Source organism: Nocardia sp. bgisy118, assembly GCF_057708605.1.
Map to the genome: position 1 here is coordinate 80,545 of NZ_JBYISM010000010.1, position 21,186 is coordinate 101,730.

The 21,186-nt window shown below is 67.8% G+C and carries 19 protein-coding genes; 11 read left to right on the forward strand and 8 right to left on the reverse strand.

All coding sequences use genetic code 11. The features are described from left to right. Positions 1-106 precede the first annotated feature (106 nt). Both AC3EO7_RS14885 and AC3EO7_RS14890 read left to right on the forward strand, forming a co-directional pair. Positions 107-928: a helix-turn-helix domain-containing protein gene (locus AC3EO7_RS14885; RefSeq protein ID WP_435591553.1), complete on the forward strand. Its 822-nt coding sequence runs from the start codon at positions 107-109 to the stop codon at positions 926-928. 163 nt (positions 929-1,091) lie between these two features. Then, the gene (locus AC3EO7_RS14890; protein ID WP_431971270.1) at positions 1,092-1,316 is read left to right on the forward strand and encodes a DUF397 domain-containing protein; all 225 of its coding nucleotides are present in this window, start codon (positions 1,092-1,094) and stop codon (positions 1,314-1,316) included. Between the two features lie 241 nt (positions 1,317-1,557). Here AC3EO7_RS14890 and AC3EO7_RS14895 read toward each other — a convergent pair whose 3' ends face one another. The 5 genes from AC3EO7_RS14895 to AC3EO7_RS14915 form a co-directional block, all read right to left on the reverse strand. Beyond that, entirely contained in the window at positions 1,558-1,887 is a 330-nt protein-coding gene (locus AC3EO7_RS14895) for a DUF3349 domain-containing protein (RefSeq protein ID WP_431971269.1), read from the reverse strand. Between the two features lie 11 nt (positions 1,888-1,898). Then, positions 1,899-2,183 (reverse strand): hypothetical protein, encoded by a 285-nt coding sequence (locus AC3EO7_RS14900; RefSeq protein ID WP_431971268.1) that lies wholly within the window; start codon positions 2,181-2,183, stop codon positions 1,899-1,901. A 10-nt stretch (positions 2,184-2,193) separates the two neighbouring features. Next, the gene (locus AC3EO7_RS14905; protein WP_431971267.1) at positions 2,194-3,543 is read right to left on the reverse strand and encodes an inorganic phosphate transporter; all 1,350 of its coding nucleotides are present in this window, start codon (positions 3,541-3,543) and stop codon (positions 2,194-2,196) included. A 106-nt stretch (positions 3,544-3,649) separates the two neighbouring features. Then, a complete protein-coding gene (locus AC3EO7_RS14910) occupies positions 3,650-4,885 on the reverse strand; it encodes a lipase family protein (protein ID WP_435591488.1) in 1,236 nt (411 codons plus the stop codon). A gap of 260 nt (positions 4,886-5,145) precedes the next feature. Then, the gene (locus tag AC3EO7_RS14915) at positions 5,146-6,720 is read right to left on the reverse strand and encodes an ATP-dependent DNA ligase (RefSeq protein WP_431971265.1); all 1,575 of its coding nucleotides are present in this window, start codon (positions 6,718-6,720) and stop codon (positions 5,146-5,148) included. A gap of 92 nt (positions 6,721-6,812) precedes the next feature. Here AC3EO7_RS14915 and ramB point away from each other — a divergent pair, with 92 nt between their 5' ends. Beyond that, complete coding sequence (ramB, locus tag AC3EO7_RS14920; protein ID WP_431971264.1) at positions 6,813-8,219, forward strand: acetate metabolism transcriptional regulator RamB; 1,407 nt, start codon at positions 6,813-6,815, stop codon at positions 8,217-8,219. A gap of 180 nt (positions 8,220-8,399) precedes the next feature. Beyond that, positions 8,400-9,029 (forward strand): DUF8020 domain-containing protein, encoded by a 630-nt coding sequence (locus AC3EO7_RS14925; RefSeq protein ID WP_431971263.1) that lies wholly within the window; start codon positions 8,400-8,402, stop codon positions 9,027-9,029. Between the two features lie 1,628 nt (positions 9,030-10,657). Here AC3EO7_RS14925 and AC3EO7_RS14930 read toward each other — a convergent pair. Then, positions 10,658-12,484, reverse strand: a complete 1,827-nt coding sequence (locus AC3EO7_RS14930; RefSeq protein WP_431971262.1) for an acyl-CoA dehydrogenase — start codon at positions 12,482-12,484, stop codon at positions 10,658-10,660. A 463-nt stretch (positions 12,485-12,947) separates the two neighbouring features. Here AC3EO7_RS14930 and urtA point away from each other — a divergent pair, with 463 nt between their 5' ends. From urtA to urtE, 5 genes are all read left to right on the forward strand, one after another. After that, complete coding sequence (gene urtA, locus AC3EO7_RS14935; RefSeq protein ID WP_431971261.1) at positions 12,948-14,219, forward strand: urea ABC transporter substrate-binding protein; 1,272 nt, start codon at positions 12,948-12,950, stop codon at positions 14,217-14,219. Positions 14,220-14,295: 76 nt separating this feature from the next. After that, positions 14,296-15,180: an urea ABC transporter permease subunit UrtB gene (gene urtB, locus AC3EO7_RS14940; protein ID WP_431971260.1), complete on the forward strand. Its 885-nt coding sequence runs from the start codon at positions 14,296-14,298 to the stop codon at positions 15,178-15,180. Further along, positions 15,177-16,349 carry an urea ABC transporter permease subunit UrtC gene (urtC, locus tag AC3EO7_RS14945; protein ID WP_435591489.1) on the forward strand — a complete coding sequence of 391 codons (1,173 nt, stop codon included), beginning with the start codon at positions 15,177-15,179 and terminating at the stop codon, positions 16,347-16,349. Before urtB ends, urtC begins: the two co-directional genes overlap by 4 nt. Then, complete coding sequence (urtD, locus tag AC3EO7_RS14950) at positions 16,346-17,185, forward strand: urea ABC transporter ATP-binding protein UrtD (protein WP_431971258.1); 840 nt, start codon at positions 16,346-16,348, stop codon at positions 17,183-17,185. The genes urtC and urtD overlap by 4 nt, the downstream gene beginning before the upstream one ends. Then, entirely contained in the window at positions 17,178-17,870 is a 693-nt protein-coding gene (gene urtE / locus AC3EO7_RS14955) for an urea ABC transporter ATP-binding subunit UrtE (RefSeq protein WP_431971257.1), read from the forward strand. Before urtD ends, urtE begins: the two co-directional genes overlap by 8 nt. Before the next feature lie 7 nt (positions 17,871-17,877). On the opposite strand, the gene AC3EO7_RS14960 is transcribed toward urtE, so the two are convergent. After that, entirely contained in the window at positions 17,878-18,831 is a 954-nt protein-coding gene (locus AC3EO7_RS14960; protein ID WP_431971256.1) for a nuclease-related domain-containing protein, read from the reverse strand. Between the two features lie 140 nt (positions 18,832-18,971). On the opposite strand from AC3EO7_RS14960, the gene AC3EO7_RS14965 reads away from it, so the two are divergent. Both AC3EO7_RS14965 and AC3EO7_RS14970 read left to right on the forward strand, forming a co-directional pair. Next, positions 18,972-19,517 carry a carboxymuconolactone decarboxylase family protein gene (locus AC3EO7_RS14965; RefSeq protein WP_431971255.1) on the forward strand — a complete coding sequence of 182 codons (546 nt, stop codon included), beginning with the start codon at positions 18,972-18,974 and terminating at the stop codon, positions 19,515-19,517. A gap of 318 nt (positions 19,518-19,835) precedes the next feature. Next, on the forward strand, positions 19,836-20,213 hold the full coding sequence (locus AC3EO7_RS14970; protein WP_431971254.1) for a VOC family protein: 378 nt from the start codon (positions 19,836-19,838) through the stop codon (positions 20,211-20,213). 61 nt (positions 20,214-20,274) lie between these two features. Here AC3EO7_RS14970 and AC3EO7_RS14975 read toward each other — a convergent pair whose 3' ends face one another. Continuing rightward, a complete protein-coding gene (locus tag AC3EO7_RS14975; RefSeq protein WP_431971253.1) occupies positions 20,275-21,126 on the reverse strand; it encodes an SDR family oxidoreductase in 852 nt (283 codons plus the stop codon). Positions 21,127-21,186 lie beyond the last annotated feature (60 nt).

Here is a 21,186-nt window from a genome sequence, read left to right on the forward strand (position 1 = left end):
GGCCGGTCAGCGCGGGGAGTACGGTTCTCTGCACGCATCGCTAGAGCTGGAAGGACACCATCCAACGATGGCACCACTCTCGCCGACAGTCGCGCGTCGGGAACTGATGCTCCGCATCGGGCGGAGGCGAAAGCAGAACGATGTCAGCGTGTCCGCGATCGCCAAGGAACTAGGCTTCTCGATCTCCTACTGGTCGAAGGTGGAGAAAGAGCGCGTCCTCGCCGAATCGAAACTCGACGAGCTGATGAAGCTTCTCGATTTCGACGAGGCGGAACGCGAAGAGCTGCACGAGCTTCGCGACGTCGCCAGGCAGCGCGGGTGGTGGACGAACTACTCCGGACTGCTGTCCGACGAGATCAGCAGGTTGTACGGCCTCGAACACGGCGCGGACAGCGTGCGCACCTACGAAAGCATCCTGATTCCAGGGCTTTTGCAGACCGCAGGCTACGCACGCGCGCTCATCGCGAACGATCGCGCGCGGATCCGCCAGGTCGAGGTCGACCGGCTGGTGGAGATCCGGCTGCGCCGCCAGCAACGGCTGAAGGGCGCGGAACCGTTGCGGCTCACCGCGATCGTCAACGAGGCGGCCCTCACTCAGCAGATCGGCGGCCCCGAGGTCATGTCGGACCAGGTGCGCCACCTCGCCGCGCTGATCGAGGAGCACGTCGAGACTCTCGACCTGCGCGTCATCCCGTTCGAGGCGACCGGCGGCGGATTGCTCGGCGGCGCAACGTTCCACCTGCTCGGCTTCGACAAGTCGGTGATCCCCGATGTCGCGTGGACCGAGACGCTGGTCCATCACGCCGTCATCGAGGAGACCGAGCCGGTGCGGCACCTCGACACGTTGTTCGCGAACGCTCTGGCGGAACAAGCACTTTCGCGCGAAGAGTCGCTGTCGACGCTGGAACGCAAGATTTCCGGCACGTAGCATCGCGTTATGAGCGAGCGTAGCGAGCGAATCTTGTGCCAGCGCGCATCGCGCATGCCGAAGCCGAGCGCCAGCGAGGCGAAGGCATGAGCGAGCGTAGCGAGCGAATCTTGTGCCAGCGCGCATCGCGCATGCCGAAGCCGAGCGCCAGCGAGGCGAAGGCATGAGCGAGCGAATCATGTCGTCAGCCGAGACGGGCTGGTTCAAGTCGTCGTATTCCAGCGATTCCGTGGCCTGCGTGCAGGTCAAGTTCGAGCCGGGCCGGGTGCTGATCCGGGACACCAAGTACCGGGGTGCGCCGGACGAGCGGCCGATGCTCGCGTGCTCGCCCGCGGACTGGGCGGCGCTCACCGCGGGCATTCGCGCGGGCGAATTCGACCGCTGCTGAGCCCGGTTCACAGCCGACTCCCAGCCTCCCCACCGCCGCGCTCGAGGGAAGTGGCCGAGGATCGACACCGTCGACGAACGGAAGGCCTCGCAGCACTCCACGCGGGGGCTCCGCTTCCCTTCGCGACATGGTGGCTCACTGCCCTGAGCACCACACCGCCGGACCGGCGGCGTCACTCCCTCGCAGGCGCCGCCGGACCGCACCCCGCGAGTCAGCGTTCGGGAGCGATCCAGGCGTTGGCTCAGTCGCTGTCGGGCAGCGGTTCGGACAGCGGCCAGCCGCCCGCCGCGAGATGCGTGGCGACCCGGTCCACGTCGAGCTGATCCGGCTGCTCCTTGGCGATCCTGGCGATCGCGGCCACGATGTCGTCGCGGCCGATCTCGGAGTCGGGATTGCTGCTCGCCAGCTCCTCGGCGATGGCGGCCACCTCGTAGTCGGTGAGGTGGCGGTGCAGCACGGCGAACAGCGCGACGTAATCCGACTGCGGGATGCCCTGCGGGTATCCGGCGCGCAGCCAGCCGATGACGCGGCCCAACACCTTGGGCCGGGAGGTTTGCGTGTGATCGGTCAATGCAGCGCCCTTCAGGACTGTCCGAACAGGTGAATGCCGAACTTGGCGGCGAGGAACGCCTTCGCGGTGTAGAGGATCCCGGTGACGATCGCGACGACGATCAGCGCGAAACAGGAGTAGGCGCCGGCCAGCGCCGGATAGTTCCGGCGGGCGACGCTGCCGTCCCGGCCAACGGTATCGGCCGAGGACCACAGCCGCACCCCGACCGCGAACACGATCGGCAGCCCGGCCCCGAGCACCAGGGACACCGCGACGACCTTCCACAGCGAGTTCAGGTTCGTGACGAGCGTGTGCACTGCTGCTCCTCTAGAGCTGGGCGGATCGGGTGGGCGGATGCGCGGGCGCGGCGGGGCCGCCGTTGCGTGGTTGGACTTCGTGCGGGTGGTCGCTCCTCTGATGGCCGTCGCGCGGTTGGCCGTCGCGTGGGTGGTCGTCGCGCGGTTGATCGTCTCCGCGCGGTTCGTCGACGGGCTTCGCGACGCCGGAAGCGGCCACCGGCATGTCGGACGGCCCTGCCGCGTCGCCGCCCGGCCACTCGTTGACATTGGTGGTGTCGACCGGGTTGCGACGAGACCGCAGCCACATCGCCGTGGCGAGCACGACGAGAATCCCGAACACCACCAGCACGCCGGGCAGGCCGCCGATGAAATGCGCGACGGCCCAGCAGATCGCGCCCGCCAGACCGGCCAGCGGCAGCGTGAGCAGCCACGCGACGACCATCCGTCCCATCACCGACCAGCGCACCTCGGCGCCCTTGCCGAGCCCGCTGCCCAGGATGGAACCGGTGGCCGTCTGGGTGGTCGAGAGCGGGAGCCCGAAGTGGGCGGAGGTGAGGATGATCGCGGCGGAGGAGGACTCGGCGGCCAGGCCCTGCGGCGAATCGATCTCCACCAGCCCCTTGCCGAGGGTGCGGATGATCCGCCAGCCGCCGAGATAGGTGCCCGCGGCGATGGCCACGGCGCACGCCGCCATCACCCACAGCGGCATCTCGTCGTTCTTGGTGAGCGTCCCGTGCGCGACCAACGCCAGGAAGATGACGCCCATCGTCTTCTGCGCGTCGTTGGTGCCGTGCGCGAGGGAGACCAGTGAGGCCGAACCGATCTGTCCCCAGCGGAAGCCCGCCTCGACCTTCTCCTCGTCGGACCGGGCGGTGATCCGGTAGACCGCTCGGGTGCCGACAGCCGACACCAGGGCGGCCACCACCGGAGCGAGCACGGCGGGCAGCACGATCTTGGTGAGCACGCCGTCGGAGCCGGACGCCCAGATCACCCCGCCCCAGCCGAGCGCGGCGATGGTGGCACCGATGAGGCCGCCGAACAGCGCGTGCGAGGAACTCGACGGCAGGCCGAACAGCCAGGTCAGCAGATTCCAGAGAATGCCGCCGACCAAACCGGCCAGGACGATGATCAGCAGATCGTGTCCGCTCACCGCGCCCAACTGCACGATGCCCTTGGCCACCGTGGCCGCCACCTCGACCGAGAGGAACGCGCCGATCAGGTTCAACACCGCCGATACCGCGACGGCGACCCGGGGTCGCAGCGCACCGGTCGCGATGGATGTCGCCATGGCATTGGCGGTGTCGTGGAAGCCGTTGGTGAAATCGAAAGCGAGCGCCGTGACGATCACGATCAGCAGAACCAGTAGTTCGACGGTCACGACTCCAGTGTGCGGCACCGCCGGTCACGATTGCCATGCGGTAACCGCCTGCCGGACAGCCGTCCGGATGCGCTAGCGTGGACGCCCGAGGTGGCGCCCGGCGCGGTCACGGACCCCCGAATCTGGAGCAGCCGCTCGGCGCGGGCCTGCCCGCGAGGCGATCGTCGATCCAGGCGTTGGCGCCCGGAATGCCGCTGCTTCCGACGATCACGTGCTCGCCGAGATAGACCTCGAATCGCACCGACGCCCCCCGCGCGCACCAATCGTCGTAGAGATTCTGTGCACCCTCCAGCGGCACCCACACCTCGTGCGCACCGTGATACATGAACACCGGAATGCGCGGCGCTGCCGAGCCGAGCCGATTCTCGGTGAGGATGTGCTGGATCATCGGCGTCCCGATCGGATCGGGGACCTTGGCGAGCATCTCGACGGGCATCGGCGCGACCGCGCCGAGCAGCGCCTCGGCGGGATAGCACAGATCCCGAGCGAGCTTGGCCAGCCGCCAGCCGTTGTCGTTGAACAGCCACATCATCTCCGGGTATTCGCGGGCCACGCCCAGCGCCGCGGCGAGGAACACACCGCCCGCGGCGTTGCGTCCGTTCATCGTCTCCAGCAGCATCTCGAAGTCGGCGGGGACGCCGCCGAACACGGCCCCGGCCAGATTCAACTCCGGCGCGTACTCGGGCGCCAGTTCGGCGGCCCAGCCCGAGGCGATCGCGCCGCCGGAGTACCCGGTCACGATGGTCGGCGCCGCGGGGGCGAGGCCGAGCTGCGGCGTGCCGACCGCCGCGCGCACCGCATCGAGCACCGCGTGTCCGGCCATCCGGCCCGCCGCGTAGGCCTGCCGCGGGCCCTGGTGGTCGGGTATCAGCACGGCGTAGTTCTTCGCGAGGGGGATCTGCGCGGCGAGCAGGTCTACGACATGGCCGTTCCGCAACATGTGCGACGGCGCGCAGCTGTGGCCGAGCGAGTCGATGGCCATGTTGTAGGAGATCAGCGGCCGCGGGCCGGGCCCCGTCCAGATCGCGGAGGGCACGAGCAGAGTGGCGATCACCGCCGCCGGCCTGCCTTTCGCGTCGGTGGACCGGATCAGCATCTCGGTGGAGATCACGGGCCTGAGGGCCGGTCCGGTGCCGCCGCGCCGGCTGGCGAGCACGGTGCCTGGCTCGGTGCGCTCGTATCCGGGCGGGGGCAGATAGAACGGATCGTCGATGGAGGTCGGCAGCACCGTCGCCGGATCGCGCGAGGGGCGCAGCAGGTCGGCGAGCACGTCGGCGCGCGCCGAACCCGCGCCGGGCAGTGCACCGGCGTTCAGCGCGCCGCAGAGGCACACGACGATCATGAGCAACGTGGCCCGCAGTGCCGAGCGAGCGCCGTTCGAGGCCGACCGCGTCCACCGTTTCCGTTTCGAATTCGAACCGCGCATCGACGTGGCTCCCATCCGAGGCTGTACCGGACCATTCGGACACCAAGTCTGGCCCACCGGCGCGGCGCCGCACGGGAACCTCGATACGCGCGTCGGACCCGTTCAGATGCTCAGTGCCCGCCGGTGGGCAGGTCGAATCGGCGCGGGCGCGGCGGGCTCAGCCATCCCGCGCACGCTCAGGGCAGCAGCGCGCGGACGGCGTCGATGGTGTCGGCGTCGATGGGCTCCTTGTCCGGGCGATACCGGACGACGCGGGCGAAGCGCAGTGCGACACCGCCGGGATAGCGTGGACTCACCTGGACGCCGTCGAGGGCGATCTCCACCACGAGCTCCGGCCAGAGGTAGACGGTGTGCTCGTCGCGGGAGCGTTCGTGGCGCGGGAATTCGGCGGTCTGCCACTGCAACAGCGCGTCGGTGAGGCCCTTGAAGGTCTTGCCGACCATGACGGGCTCGCCGGTCATCGGATCGCGTGCACCGAGGTGCAGATTCGACAGATAACCGGTCCGGCGGCCGTATCCCCACTCCGCGCCGAGCACGATCAGGTCCATGGTGTGCGTCGGCTTGATCTTCAGCCAGGCGCGGCCACGGCGACCCGCGGCGTACGGCGCGGCCAGCGATTTGACCATCACGCCCTCGTGCCCGGCGGCCAGCGCGCCGTCGAAGTATTCGGCGGCGGACTCCGCGTCGGGGCGGATCAGCGCGGGGATGGTGTGCTCGCGCGCCACGCGCAGCAGCGCGGCGCGCCGTTCCGAGAGCGGGGCGTCGAGCAGGTCCTGCCCGTCCAGGTGCAGGCAGTCGAAGAAGTACGGGTGCAGCAACAGCTCCCTGGTCGAGCTCACCGCGGGAACCAGCGGTCCGGCGGCGGCGCCGGGCGGCAGCTTCGCCTCCCCGCTCGGATCGGCGGTGGCGAAGCGGCTCATGGTCTCCTGGAACGGCCGTGGCCGCCCGGAATCGGTGAGCGCCAATGTCTCCCCGTCCAGCACGACGCTGGTGCACGCCAGCCCCGAGACGAGCCGCACCAATTCGGGCACGCCCGCGGTGATGTCGCGCAGGGTCCTGGTGAAGACGCGCACCTCGTCGCCGTCGCGGTGCACTTGGATTCGCGCGCCGTCGAGCTTGTGCTCGACACTGACCTCGCCCTCGAACTCGGCCATCGCCTCGTCGAGCGCCGCGCCCGGCGAAGCGAGCATCGGCTGGATCGGCCTGCCCACCTCGAGCCGGAACGCGGCGAGCGCCTCCGACCCGCCGGTGAGCGCCGCGGCGGCGGTGACCGGCAGCTGCCCGGAGAGCATGTACGCGCGCCGGACCTGATCGACCGGCACCGCGGCGGCCACCGCGACCGCCTCGGCGACGAGCGCGGTCAGCGCGCCCTGCCGGATCTCCCCGGTGAGCAAGCGCAACAGGAACGTCTGCTCGGCCGCGGTGGCCGCGGCCCACAGCATGGTCAGCAGCTCCTTGCGCCGGTTCGCCGAGCCCTTTCCCGCGACCGTCGCCAGTTCGACGAACACCTTGTCGACCGCCGAAACCGACAGTGTCGCAACCGAGGACGGCGAGCCGCCCAGCCCCGTGAGGGTGCGCCAACCGGTGCCGATGCGGCCCTGGCGCAACTCGCCGGAGACCCACGCCACCACGGGGGCGAGCTCGTCCGGCGCCGCGGCGCCGAGCAGCTCGGCCAGCGCGGCGATTTTCGTTTTCCGGGACCGGGTCGCACGAACGGTCTCCGACGTCTGCACGACTTCCGAGAACAGCACCCAACGACGGTAACCCGAGGCTGTGACATATAGCTCAGCTCCGCTGTTAATTTCCATTGGCAAGGCTGCGAAACACCCCATAAACTGGACATATGGCCAAAACGTACGTCGGCGCACGGCTCCGCCAGCTGCGCACCGAGCGGGGGTTGAGCCAGGTCTCGCTGGCCCAGAAGCTGGAGATCTCGGGCAGCTACCTGAACCAGATCGAACACGATGTGCGCCCGCTCACCGTGCCCGTGCTGCTGAAGATCAGCGAAGTCTTCGGCGTGGACGCGACCTTCTTCTCCTCCGCCGACGACACCCGGCTCATCGCGGAGCTGCAAGAGGTCGTCATGGATCAGGAGCTCGGCATCGAGGCCGACACGCAGGAGATCGCCGACATGGTCTCGGCGCACCCGAGCCTCGCCCGCGCGATGGTCGCCATGCACAACCGCTACCGCAACACCAGCGCCCAGCTCGCGGCCGCCACCGAGGACCGCTTCGCCGACGGCGCGGGCAGCGCCACCATCAGCAAGCCGCACGAGGAAGTGCGCGACTACTTCTACCAGCGGCAGAACTACATCCACGAATTGGACACCGCCGCAGAGGAACTCACCGCCCGCATCCGCTTCCACGGCGGCGACGTGCCGAGCGAGATCGCGCGCAGGCTGCGCTCGCACGACGTGAAGATCACCGAGCGCATCGATCTCGGCGAGGGCGTGCTGCACCGCTACGACACCGAGTCCAGGGTGCTGGAGATCGCTCCACATCTGTCCGGCGGGCAGCGCACCTTCAAGCTCGCCGCCGAACTCGCCTACTTCGAATGCGGCGATCTGCTCGAAAAGCTGGTGGAAGAGGGCAATTTCGCGTCCGAGGACACCCGCAAGCTGGCGATGCTCGGCTTGGCGAATTACTTCGCCGCGGCGACCGTCCTGCCCTACACGCACTTTCACGAGGTGGCCGAGGACTTCCGCTACGACATCGAGCGGCTCTCGGCGTACTTCACCCAGAGCTACGAGACCATCTGCCACCGGCTGTCCACCCTGCAACGGCCCAGGCTGCGCGGCGTTCCGTTCTCGTTCGTCCGTGTCGATCGGGCGGGCAACATGTCGAAGCGCCAGTCCGCCACCGGTTTCCACTTCTCCTCCAGCGGCGGCACCTGTCCGCTGTGGAACGTCTACGAGACCTTCGCCTACCCCGGCAAGATCATGACCCAGATCGCGCAGATGCCCGACGGGCGCAAGTACCTCTGGATCGCCCGCACCGTCGAGCGGCGCGCGACCCGCTACGGCCAGCCGAGCAAGACCTTCGCGATCGGCCTCGGCTGCGAACTGCGCCATGCGGGCCGGGTCGTCTACGCAGACGGCATCGACCTCGACGAGGTACAGGCGACCCCGATCGGCGCGGGCTGCCGCGTCTGCGAGCGCGCCAACTGCCCGCAGCGCGCCTTCCCCCCGCTCGGCAAGGTGCTCGACATCAGCGAGCACCGCAGTTCGGTGTCGCCTTACGTGCTGAAATGAATTCCGCCGCTTTGATCTGAAAGCTTTCATTTCGAAGCGATGTGCGTCGATTACTGCATGTTTGCGCTGTACGCCTTACAAATCCCTGGTGCGCCAAAGAAATTGCGTTTCTGTCGGCGGCCGGTGTTAGTGTCGCCGCCGAGAATGCGATGATGCGTTCCGTACACAAGGGGAATTCTGTTGATTATCAAGAAGTTCGCGGTTACTGCCATGCTCGCGATCGCGGCGACCGGCATCGCGAGCAGCGTCACGTACGCCGCGCCCACGCCGGAGAAAACCAACCAGTCCGGCACCGAAAGCGGTGTGGCGTATCAGATTTCACGATCCGAGGACGGAAAGACCCTGACCGCGCAACTGGATGGCGGCACCTTCGCCCTCACCCAGACCGCGCTCACCGTGAAAGACAAGTCAGGCACGGTCGTCGCGGCCGTCCCGCTGAAGGTGACCATCGACGGCGCCGACAGCGTGGAATTGCGTCCGCAACTGAGCACCGACGGCACGAACCTCACCGCGTCGCCGATCGGTTACTGGAGCAAGACTTCGCCCAAGCAGCGGAATATCGAGGCGGGCATAGGCATCGGCGCGGCGCTCGGCGTCTTCGGCGGACTCTTCCTCGGCGTCGCCCTCACCCTGGTGACCATGGGCCTGCTCGCTCCGATCGCGCTGCCGGTCGGCGTCATCGCGGGCGTGATCGTGGGCGGGGCGATCGGCGCGGGGATCGCCGCCTCCATCCCGGCGTCGGATCGGCCGGATCAGTGGGAGTACACGCCCGAGTGCTGGCAGGGTTACCACCACACCTACTGCTGGTAATCACGCGACTGTGGGTGCTCGATTTGGTGCTTGGCCGAGTTTTGCGGCGGGTGCTTGTAGTCGACAGCTCACAGATCGAAGCGGCACTCGGTGTTCGGATGGGTGCGTAGCTGGGTTTTCGGGCGGCGGGTCCTGTTGGTCGACCGTGGCCAGTGCACACCGTTCCCAGTGGCTTCACCTACTCAGCGTCTCCATTTGGTGCTTGGGTTTTCGGGCGGCAGCTACGGGTGGTCGACGGTTTCCACGGCTGCCTCTTCAGTGTTGCTGCGCCGACCCAGGTATTCGCCTGGAGCCCTGCTTGGTTTTGTGCGGCTCCGTGCGTGCGGTTGACGGTTCCCAGTGCCCACCCTTCGCAGTGCGTCCGCCTACCCAGGTATTCCTCGAACGGTGCTGGGCACGTCGCCTGCCGTACCCGGCTTACCTCCCGCAGTCAGGTGCGCGAGGCAGGCTTCCGGCCAGGTCGACGGGTTCTGGTTGCGTCCAGAAAGCGGCACCTGAAAGAGAGCCCTCCCCGCGTCAACCCCGCAACCACCATTTCTCTCCCGTCGATAGAGAAATGGTGGTCGATGCGGATCGACGGTAGTCAAATGGTGGCATTCGAAGATCAACTAGCAACCATATGACTCCCGTCGATTTCCACCACCATTCGACTACCGTCGATTCGGCCACCAACCGGTCCTGCACGAACACCTGGGCGCATCAAACCCCGCCCCACCAGCACCACAACCCCCAACAACCCCCCACAACCCCACCATTGGCCATTCCACACACCGTCTGCACGCCTCGCATAGGCACCGCCTGTGTGAGGCGTACGGAAAGTGTGTGTCGCGGCAATGACGTGCATCCCCAACTCGCACATCCAAAGAACGCAACCACAGCCGGTCGACCACGCCGGAAGCCGAACACCGCGCACCCGACGGCGGGAGGTAAGCCGGGTACGGCTCTCAACGCCACCAGCACCGTTAGAGGCAAACCCGGGTAGCCGAACATAACTCGCAGGCGCGCAACCGGAACCACGTCACCCAACCCACCCCAACACCCCACCGAACGAAACCACCCAACGCCACCTCCCCCAAACGCAACCACAGCCAGCCGACCACGCCGGAAACCGCAACAACACGGCACCCAACAGCGGGAGGTAAGCCGGGTACGGCTCTCAACGCCACCAGCACCGTTAGAGGCAAACCTGGGTAGCCGAACATAACTCGCAGGCGCGCAACCGGAACCACGTCACCCAACCCACCCCAACACCCCACCGAACGAAACCACCCAACGCCACCTCCCCCAAACGCAACCACAGCCAGCCGACCCGCCCGAAACCGCAACAACACGGCACCCAACAGCGGGAGGTAAACCGGGTACCCCACCCCACGCGCCCAGCACCGATCGAGGAAAACCTGGGCAGCCGAACGTGACTCGCAGGCCCACCACCGGAGCCACGTCCACCAACGCGCCCACAGGACCGACCGGACGCAACCCCCTGTCACAGCGACACCGGGCCACAGCGAAGTCCGACCGCGCCGCCGCCGGAGCGGGCGCTGCCTACCCACACCAGCGAAGGGCTCGAACCGACCGAGTACCGGAACGGCCGGGCACCCACAACTTCGGAGTGCCCGCAACCGCCCGCCTCAGAACGCCGCTTCGTCCATCTCCATGATGTCGTTGTCGATCGCCGCGAGAACATTCCTGGTCGCCGTCAGCTGCGGCAGCACGTTTTTGGCGAAAAAGCTTGCCACCGCGACCTTTCCGGCATAGAACGATCGATCCTTGGCGTCCGCGTCGCCTGCCAGCGCGGCGGCGGCGATCTCGGCCTGGACGAGCAGTCGCCAGCCGATGAGCAGGTCGCCGACGGAGAGCAGGAAGCGCACCGAGCCGAGGCCGACTTTGTACAGCTCGGCGGGTGACTGCTGGGCCGCCATCACGAATCCGGTGAGCGTCGCGGCCATCGCCTGCACATCGGCCTGCGCGGTGCGCAGCAGTCCGCGCTCGGTCTCGAAGCGCCCGCTCGGGGTGTCGAGGAAGGCGCTGATACGGCCGTCCACGTGGGCGAGCGCGGCGCCCTTGTCCCGAATGATCTTGCGGAAGAAGAAGTCCTGCGCCTGGATGGCCGTCGTGCCCTCGTACAACGAGTCGATCTTGGCGTCGCGGATGTACTGCTCGATCGGGTAGTCCTGCAAGTACCCCGAACCACCGAGCGTCTGAAGGGATTCCGTCAGGTACTGGTAGGCCCGTTCCGAGCCGACGCCCTTCACGATGGGCAGCAGCAGATCGTCCACCCGATGCGCCATTTCGGCGTCCGCGCCCGAAACCAGCTGCGCCACATCGGCGTTCTGATGGGCGGCGGTGTAGAGGTACACCGCACGCAGCCCCTCGGCGTACGCCTTCTGCAGCGCCAGCGAGCGGCGCACGTCCGGGTGGTGGGTGATGGCGACGCGCGGCGCCGCCTTGTCCGCCATCTGGGTCAGGTCCGAGCCCTGCACGCGCTGCTTGGCGTAGGCCAGCGCGTTCAGGTATCCGGTCGAGAGGGTGCCGGAGGACTTGACGCCGACCATCATGCGGGCGTTCTCGATCACCTGGAACATCTGGGCGATGCCGTTGTGCACGTCGCCGACCAGCCAGCCCTTGGCCGGGACCGCGCCGCCGAAGGTCAGCTCGCAGGTCGGCGAGGACTTCAGGCCCATCTTGTGTTCGACGCCGGTCACGTAGACGCCGTTGCGGTCACCCAGCTCGAGCGTCTCGTGGTCGAACAGGAACTTCGGCACGTAGAACAGTGACAGCCCCTTGGTGCCGGGCCCCGCGCCTTCCGGACGGGCCAGCACCAGGTGGAAGACGTTGTCGGCCGTAGCGCCGACGTCGCCGCCGGAGATGAAGCGCTTGACGCCCTCGATGTGCCAGGAGCCGTCCTCCTGCGGGATGGCCTTGGTGCGGCCCGCGCCGACATCCGAGCCGGCGTCCGGCTCGGTCAGCACCATGGTGCCCTGCCAGCCCTTCTCGTAGCCGAGGGTGGCCCAGTGCCGCTGCTGCTCGGTGCCGACGTTGTACAGCACCGACGACATCACCGTGCCCATGCTGAAGAAGCTGGCCGACGGATTGGCGCAGGTGATCATCTCGTTGACCGCCCAGACCACCGCGTTGGGAGCGGCCGTGCCGCCCATGCCCTCCGGCATGCCGAGCCTGCCCCAGTCGGCCTCGCGCACCGCGGCGACCGTCTTGCGCAACGGCTCGGGTACGGAGATCTCGAAGGTGGTCGGGTCGTAGACCACGGGCTCACGGTCGGCCGCGACGAAGGAGTCCGCGACCGGACCCTCGGCGAGGCGCTTCACCTCGGCGAGGATCTCGCGCACTGTGTCGGAGTCGAGGTCGCCGTAGGCGCCGGTATCGAGGAGTTTGTCGAGTGCGAGCACCTCGAAAAGGTTGAATTCGATGTCACGTACGTTCGCCCTGTAGTGCCCCACCTGGTCCTCCTCGACTCGTGCGCCGTGGTCCGCCCACGCCATGCTCCGGCGCTTCTGACGATGTACAAAACGCAGCCTGCCGCAACGGGAATCGGCTACGCAACCGTAGGGAAAACCGGACCGGACGCAGCCTGGCGAAGTGGCGCCGATGACCTGCGGCGGCCACAGCAAAGGCGAGGCAGCCGCGCACGGATGCGAAGCGAACCCGGGTGTATTACGGTCCGGCTACGGACCTCACGCCGGTTGACCGGATGGTTGCGAAAAGGTTTCACACGGGCGAAACATCGGCAACGGACTCGTCACCGAGAGATATTCCGGCGCAACAACTCCTGTCTACTCTTCGCACCACGAATACGCGTTGTATACACCCCGGTCGACAGCCGTGACCGGGGCAAATGCGGCGTATTCGGCGTGGCGCAGCCAGCGCCGCCACACACCGGACGAAGTGAGAGGGTTCCGCCCGATGTCAGATTCCCCTGCCGCTCATCGGCATCGTTCCCGCCTGATCAGAGCACTGGTCGCCCCGACCGCGGTGGCGCTCGCCGGCCTGTTGCTGACCGCCTGCGGCGCCAAGGACGACGCCGCGACCGGCTCCAACGCAGCATCCTGCGTCGACACCTCGGCGAGCACGATCAAGGTCGGTTCGCTGCACTCGCTGTCGGGGACCATGGCCATCTCCGAGGTCACCGTCGCCAACTCCACCAAGCTGGCCGTCGACCAGATCAACGCCGCAGGCGGCGTGCTGGGCAAGAAGATCGAGCTGGTGCTCGAGGACGGCGCTTCGGACCCGAAGACCTTCGCGGAGAAGGCCGAGAAGCTCATCAGCTCCGACTGTGTCGCCGCGGTATTCGGCGGCTGGACCTCGTCGAGCCGAAAGGCCATGAAGCCCAAGTTCGAAAGCCTCAACTCGCTGCTCTACTACCCGGTCCAGTACGAGGGCCTGGAGGACAGCAAGAACATCTTCTACACCGGCGCCACCACCAACCAGCAGATCGTGCCCGCGCTGGATTACCTGAAGCAGAAGGGCATCAAGTCCCTGTACCTGGTCGGCTCCGACTACGTCTTCCCGCAGACGGCCAACCGCGAGATCAAGGCGTACGCCGCTGCCAACGGCATCGAGATCAAGGGCGAGGACTACACGCCGCTGGGCTCCACGGACTTCTCGACCATCGTGAACAAGGTGCGAAACGCCAAGGCGGGCGCGGTCTTCAACACCCTCAACGGTGACTCGAACGTGGCGTTCTTCCGCGAGTACACCAACGCGGGCCTGAAAGCCGCCGATATGCCGGTGGTTTCGGTGTCCATCGCCGAGGAAGAGGTCGCGGGCATCGGCGCGCAGAACATCGCGGGCCAGCTGACGGCGTGGAACTACTACCAGACGGTCGACACCCCGCAGAACAAGGCGTTCGTCGACGCGTACAAGGCCGCCTTCGGCGCTGACAAGCCCACCTCGGACCCGATGGAAGCCGCCTACGCCTCGGTCTACCTGTGGAAGAACACCGTCGAGAAGGCCAACTCGTTCAAGGTCGAGGACATCCAGGCCGCGGCCGACGGCGTCAGCTTCGAGGCCCCGGAGGGCCTGGTCACCATCGACGGCTCCAACCACCACATCACCAAGACCGCCCGCATCGGCGAGATCCGCGCCGATGGCCTGATCTACACGGTGTGGGACTCCGGCAAGCCGATCCAGCCGGACCCGTACCTGAAGTCCTACGACTGGGCCAAGGGCCTGTGACAACTGTCGTCCGTTCGGTGCGGGGCGGCCGGTTCGCCGGTCGTCCCGCACCGGCCTGATTCCGAGGTGACCACAAATGGACGTGTTGATCGGCCAGCTCTTCACGGGGTTGAGCCTGGGATCGATTCTGCTGCTCGCCGCCCTCGGCCTTTCGCTCACCTTCGGTCAGATGGGCGTGATCAACATGGCCCACGGCGAATTCATCATGGCCGGCTGCTACACCACCTACGTCGTGCAGAAGGTGATCTCCTCGGTCGGGGTCTCGCTGCTGGTGTCGCTGGTGGTCGGGTTCCTGGTCGGCGGCGCGCTGGGGGCGGCGCTGGAGATGGGCCTGATCCGATGGATGTACGACCGCCCGCTGGACACCCTGCTCGTCACCTTCGGCGTCGGCCTGGTGTTGCAGCAGTTCGCGCGTGACCTCTTCGGCGCGCCCGCCAAGAACGTGCTGGCCCCCGAATGGCTCAGTGGCGGGGTCACCATCATGGGCGCGGTCGTGCCCAAGACGCGCATCTTCATCCTGGTCCTCGCGGTGCTCGCGGTGACCGTGCTGGCCGCGGTGCTGAAGGCGACACCCCTCGGCAGGCGCATTCGCGCCGTGGTACAGAACCGCGGCCTGGCCGAAACCAGCGGCGTCTCCAGCCGTTTCACCGATATCAGCACTTTCTTCATCGGCTCCGGCCTGGCCGGCGTCGCGGGCGTCGCACTGACCCTGATCGGCTCGACCAGCCCCACCATCGGCCAGAGCTATCTGATCGACGCGTTCCTCGTGGTGGTGATCGGCGGACTCGGTCAGATCAAGGGCACGGTGATCGCGGCGTTCGCGCTCGGGCTGCTCAACTCCTACATCGAATACGAGACCACCGCGTCCATCGCCAAGGTCATCGTGTTCGTACTGATCGTCATCTTCCTGCAGGTCCGCCCGCAGGGCCTGTTCACCGTCCGGACAAGGAGTTTGGCATGACCACGCTGACCAGACACTGGCGTGAGCGCTCCTCGCTGACCGTGCTCGGCGGTTTCGCACTCGCGGCGATTCTGCTGTTCGCGGTGGCCCCCGCGGTGCTCAGCGACTTCCGGCTGAACCTGCTCGCGAAGTTCCTGTGCTTCGCGATCGTGGCCGCGGGCATCGGCCTGGCGTGGGGCCGCGGCGGCATGCTGACCCTCGGTCAAGGCGTGTTCTTCGGCATCGGCGCGTATCTCATGGCGATGCACCTACAGATGACCGACGCCGCGCGGCTCGGCAACGACGTGCCGGAGTTCATGGAGATCGCGGGCATCCGCGAATTGCCTGGATTCTGGCAACCTTTCGCGTCCGCGCCGGTCGCGATCATCGGCATTCTCGTGCTGCCCGCCGCGGTCGCGGCGCTGCTCGGCTACGGCGTGTTCAAGCGACGGGTCAAGGGCGCCTACTTCGCCATCCTGAGCCAGGCGCTGGCCGCCGCGCTGGCCATCCTGCTCACCGGGCAGCAGGCGCTCGGCGGTTTCACCGGGCTCTCGGATTTCCGCGCCTTCTTCGGTTTCAAGCTCTCCGACCCGGTCAACCGGCAGATGCTGTTCTTCATCGCGGCGGGCACGCTGCTGGTGGTGGTGGCACTGGTCCGCCAGCTGATGCACAGCCGTTACGGCGAATTGCTCGTCGCGGTGCGCGATCAGGAGGAGCGGGTGCGCTTCCTCGGCTACGACCCGGCCAACATCAAGATCGTCGCGTACGTGGTCGCCGCCTTCTTCGCCGGCATCGCGGGCGCGCTGTTCACGCCGATCGTCGGCATCATCTCCCCCGCCGACATCGGCGTGGTGCCCTCCATCGCCTTCCTGATCGGCGTCGCCATCGGCGGGCGCACGACACTGCTCGGTCCGGTGCTCGGCGCGATCGGCGTCGCCTGGGCGCAGACCGCGTTCTCCGAACAGTTCCCGTCCGGTTGGACCTACCTGCAAGGTGTGTTGTTCATCGTCGTCGTCGGATTCGTCCCGGCGGGTCTCGCGGGCGTCTGGCCGATGCTGAAGGGCTTGCTGGAGAGCAGGTTCCGACGCCCGGACTCGGGCACGCCCGCCACGGTGCGCGCGAGCGCGCCGCCGGACGACGCCGTGCCTGCCGAGGAGAAGATCGCCGAGGAGAAGGTGGAATCCCGATGACGACATCGACGAGTGAACCCAAGCTCGGCGGCAACGCGGGCATGGACAGCGAGTACCTCGAAATCCGCGGTCTCTCGGTGAGTTTCGACGGCTTCAAAGCCGTCACCGACGTGGATCTGACCGTGCTGCAAGGCGATCTGCGCTTCCTGATCGGACCCAACGGCGCGGGCAAGACGACGCTCATCGACGCGATCACCGGCCTCGTCCCCGCGACGGGTTCGGCGCAGAAATCCGGCACCGAACTGCTCGGCAAGAAGGTGCACCAGATCGCCCGCCTCGGCGTCGGGCGCACCTTCCAGACGGCCAGCGTGTTCGAGCAGCTCAGCGTGCTGCAGAACCTGGACATCGCGGCGGGCGCGGGCCGTTCGCCGCTGACACTGTTGCGCAGGCGCAAGTCGGTGCTGCCGAGTATCGAAGAGGCGCTGGAGATCACCGGTCTCGCCGCCCTGCGCGACCAACAGGCGGGCGTGCTCGCGCACGGCCAGAAGCAGTGGCTGGAGATCGGCATGCTGCTGGTGCAGAACGCCGCCGTGCTGCTGCTCGACGAACCGGTCGCGGGCATGAGCGCCGAAGAGCGCGAGGAGACTGGAAACCTGTTGCGCCGCATCGGAGCCGAGCGCGTCGTGGTGGTGGTCGAGCACGACATGGACTTCATGCGCTCGTTCGCCACCTCGGTGACCGTCCTCGCGGGCGGCCGGGTGCTCAGCGAAGGCACCGTCGAGCAGGTGCAAGCCGATCCGCGGGTGCAGGAGGTCTACCTCGGCACCGCAGCGGCCATCGGCACCGAGCTCGAAGACGAAACCACCGTGCAGAACAAGGAGTCCGCCGATGCTTGAACTGGTCGACGTCCACTCCGGCTACGGCCGGACCGAGGTGATTCACGGTGTGTCGGTGACGGTTCCGGACGACAGCGTGGTGGCGATCATGGGCCACAACGGCGCCGGCAAGACCACGCTGTTGCGCACCGCGGTCGGATTGGTCGCCACCAGGTCCGGGCGGATCACCTTCGACGGCGAGGCGATCACCAAACTCTCGCCCTCGCGCCGGGTCAAGCGCGGCATCGCGTACGTGCCGCAGGGCCAGCAGAGTTTTCCACAGCTCACCACCGCGGAGAACCTCCAGGTGGTGGCCGACGGGCGCAAGCGCGGCAAAGCGCTGATCGACGAGTCGCTCGATCTGTTCCCCGCGCTGCGAGAACTGCTGAGCCGCAAGGCCGGTCTGCTCTCCGGCGGTCAGCGGCAGCAGCTGGCCATCGCGCGCGCTCTCATCACCGAACCCAAGCTGCTCATTCTCGACGAGCCCACCGAGGGCATCCAGCCGTCGGTGGTGGCCGAGATCGAGCGCACCATCATCGAATTGACGGCGCGGGGCGGGTTGAGCGTGCTGCTGGTCGAGCAGCACATCGGTTTCGCTCTGCAAGCGGCGCAACGGTATTACGTGCTGCAATCCGGCCGGGTCACCTCCACCGGCGACGGCGGAGCGGGCGCGGAGACCGAAGTCCGCTCGGCGATGGCGATCTGAGGGCCGTTCAGCAGTCGGTCTGGAACGGGTAGCAGTCGCGCGGCTGATACGGCGGCGGGGACGGGGCCACCGTAGCGGACGTGGTCTCGGGCCCCGAACCGGTATGCGGCTCGTCGCGCGCCACCGCCGTGGCGACGACGCCGAGCACCACGAGCATGCCGATCACGGCCGCCGCGACGACCGCCCAGGTCGCCGCGTGCTGGGTGCGGGTCGGCGGCCTCGGCGGCGGCGGGGCGGGCGGCGGGGGCGCGACGTCGGCGACGGGCAGGTGCGAATGCACCGCCAACTCGTCGAAACCGTCGGCGATCAGCTCGGCCCGCGAGGGCGCGGTCGCGCCGAGCGCCGTGGCCGCCGAGATTACCCGGTCCGCGCTCCAGCTGCGCGGCCCGGCCGCGAAACCGTCCAGGTAGATACGCAATTCGGTGGCATCAGGCACATTCGCCACGACGACGTCGATACCGGAGCGCAGATTCGTCCGCGCGGGGCGCACCACCACGCCACGGAACGGAATCAGCGCGACCACGCCGCACACGTGGCCCGGATCGATCAGCGCCCGTTCGAGTTTGCTCTTGACCGCGTACACGGCCTGCTCCAGGCGTTCGACCGGGTTCGCGGCGCTCTCGTCGTCGAAATCGGCGGGGTTGTCGCTGATGGTCCACGACTCGTCGTCCGACACGCCGAGAATGCCGCTCTGGCGCCGCCGGAACCCTCTGACCTCGACCACGGTGATCCCGCGCGGCGTGATCACCACCGCATCGATCTGACGAGTTCCGTTGTCTCCCACCTGCGCGTCGACCGCGGCGAACGCGGTCGACGGATTGGCCCGCAGGCAGTCCACGAATTCCTGCTCGGCACCGGAGAGCTGCGCTCCGGGCCTGATCTTCACCAGCATGTGCCTCGACCCCTGATCGACCTGTTCGCACTCGCGGCGCAGCCCGCCCACGGCCCCGACGGTCCGCACCGGTACTGATGATGCCGGTCCGCACCCGCGAAAACCACTGGAAAGCGGAAAGCCCGGGTAGGCTCGACTCTCGGTCCGGCGCTGGGCGACCGGGCCGACCACGATGGCGGGGAGGCCCTCACCGCGCGGAAGGCGGAAGCATGGTTTCGATGTCGCAACCACGAATCGCACCGGGACGTCTCAAGGAACTCGGGCCGGTGAATTGGGCTGTCTGGCAGGTGCTCTCGCGCGCCGCGGGCACCTCCGACGCGCACCTGTTCAGCACGCTGGGCCGCACCAAGGGACTGTTCCGCGGCTGGCTGCACTACTCCGGGCGGCTGATGCCGGGCGGACGGCTGCCGCGACACGAATCCGAGCTGGTCATCATTCGGGTCGCCCACCAGCGCGGCTGCGAGTACGAGATGGACCATCACATCCGGCTCGGCCGCCGCGCGGGCGTCACGCCCGAGATCCTGGAGCGGCTGCGTACCGGGCCCGCCGATCCCTACTGGACGGACAAGCACCGCACGCTGCTCGAGGCGGTCGACCAGCTCGTGGCGACCCGCGACATCGACGACGCCACCTGGGCTCGGCTGGCCGCGTACTACGACGAGCGCAGCCTCATCGAGATCGTGCTGCTGGTCAATCAGTACGAGGGGCTGGCCTCGACCATCACCGCCCTGCGCATCCAGCGCGACGGACTGTGAGCGCGCACCGATTCTCGATCGGTCGCGCCGGAACGGCCAGTCCGTAGGTGTAGTTCACCATCGGCTGAGGCCGAGTTCGGTCGCGACGGCACACACGGTGACTGCGTTCACATCGGCGATGCGGAGGGCGGCTGCCACTACGGCGTCGAGCTCTTGTCGACCGTTGGGCTGCCGCCACGACGGGCGGGACGCGCCACAGCGCTCCGGGGTTCGCGCTGGGTCGCGCGCGTGATCCAGCTCATAGTGCACCCCTCGGGAAATTTACCTACAACGTACAGCGTACTAAGTATGGAGTTGTTTCGTCCCCGAGGAGGACCCATGCGCATCACCGCTTCCGCCATCTCGCTCAACGTCGCCGACCCGCAGGCCTCGGCGAAGTTCGTCATCGACCACCTCGGGTTCACCGAGAAGATGTCCGCCGACGGGTTCGTCTCGCTGGAGCGACCGGACGCCGGGATGAACCTCATCTACCTGCGCACCGGGCTGCCGACCTTCAAGCCCACGAGCGCGGCGGGCAGCGCGGGCGACGGGTTGCTCGTGGTGTTCGTGGTCGACGACATCGACGCCGAGTACGCGCGCCTCCGGGGCGAGGGGGCGCCGATCGTGACGCCCATCGAGACCGAGGAGTGGGGCGAACGGTACTTCCAGATGTCGGACCCGAACGGGATCGTCATCCAGCTCGTGCAGTGGGTATGACGACGAACGCCGGTGCGCGGTCCACGAGCGTGGATCGCGCACCGGCGCAAGAATTCTCAGGTCAGGAGAGGGCGGCGCGGAAGACCTCGACCGCCGGGGTCGACGGACGGCCGAGCAGCTTCTGCAGGTCGCCGGAGTCGACGTCGAGCACGCCGGCGGCGATGCCGGTGTCGGCGTCGGCCAGCGCCTTCGCGTACACGGCGGGCAGGCCGACCTGTTCGAGCACGGCCGCGTAGTCCGCCTCGGCGAGGTTCTCGTACCGCACCGTCTTACCGGCGGCCTCCGAAATGGACTGCGCCAGTTCGGCGTAGGTCAGCCGCTCGTCACCACCGAGCTCGTAGACCCGGCCCTCGTGACCGTCGGTGGTGAGCACGCGCGCGGCGGCGGCCGCGTAGTCCGCGCGGGACGCACCGGCCACCCGGCCCTGGCCCGCCGCGCCGTGCAGCACGCCGGATTCCACCGCGTGCGCGAGACCGCCGAGGTAGTTCTCCCAGTACCAGCTGTTGCGCAGCAGCGTGTACGGCACGGTGGACTCGGCCAATACCGCCTCGGTGCCGCGGTGCTCCTGCGCCAGGATCAGCGGGTTCTCGGTGGCGCCGGGAATGCTCGTGTAGGCGAGCAGCTGTACGCCCGCGCGCTCGGCTGCGCGAATCACGGTGGTGTGCTGCGCGACTCGCTCACCGAACTCGGTGCCGGAGATCAGCAGCAGCCGGTCGACGCCCGCCAGCGCACGGTCCAGCGCGGCGGCGTCACCGTAGTCGGCCCGACGCACGTCGACGCCACGCTCGGCCAGGTCGGCGACCTTCTGCGGATCGCGCACGATCGCGACGACGGGCGCTTCGCCCGCGCGCAGCAGTTCCTCGACGACGAGCCGGCCCAGCTGTCCGCTTGCCCCTGCGATGGCGACGGTCATGACTTCCTCCAGAGTTCTGTACTGATCTGCTCGTACTAACTATTAGTAAGCACTATGCAT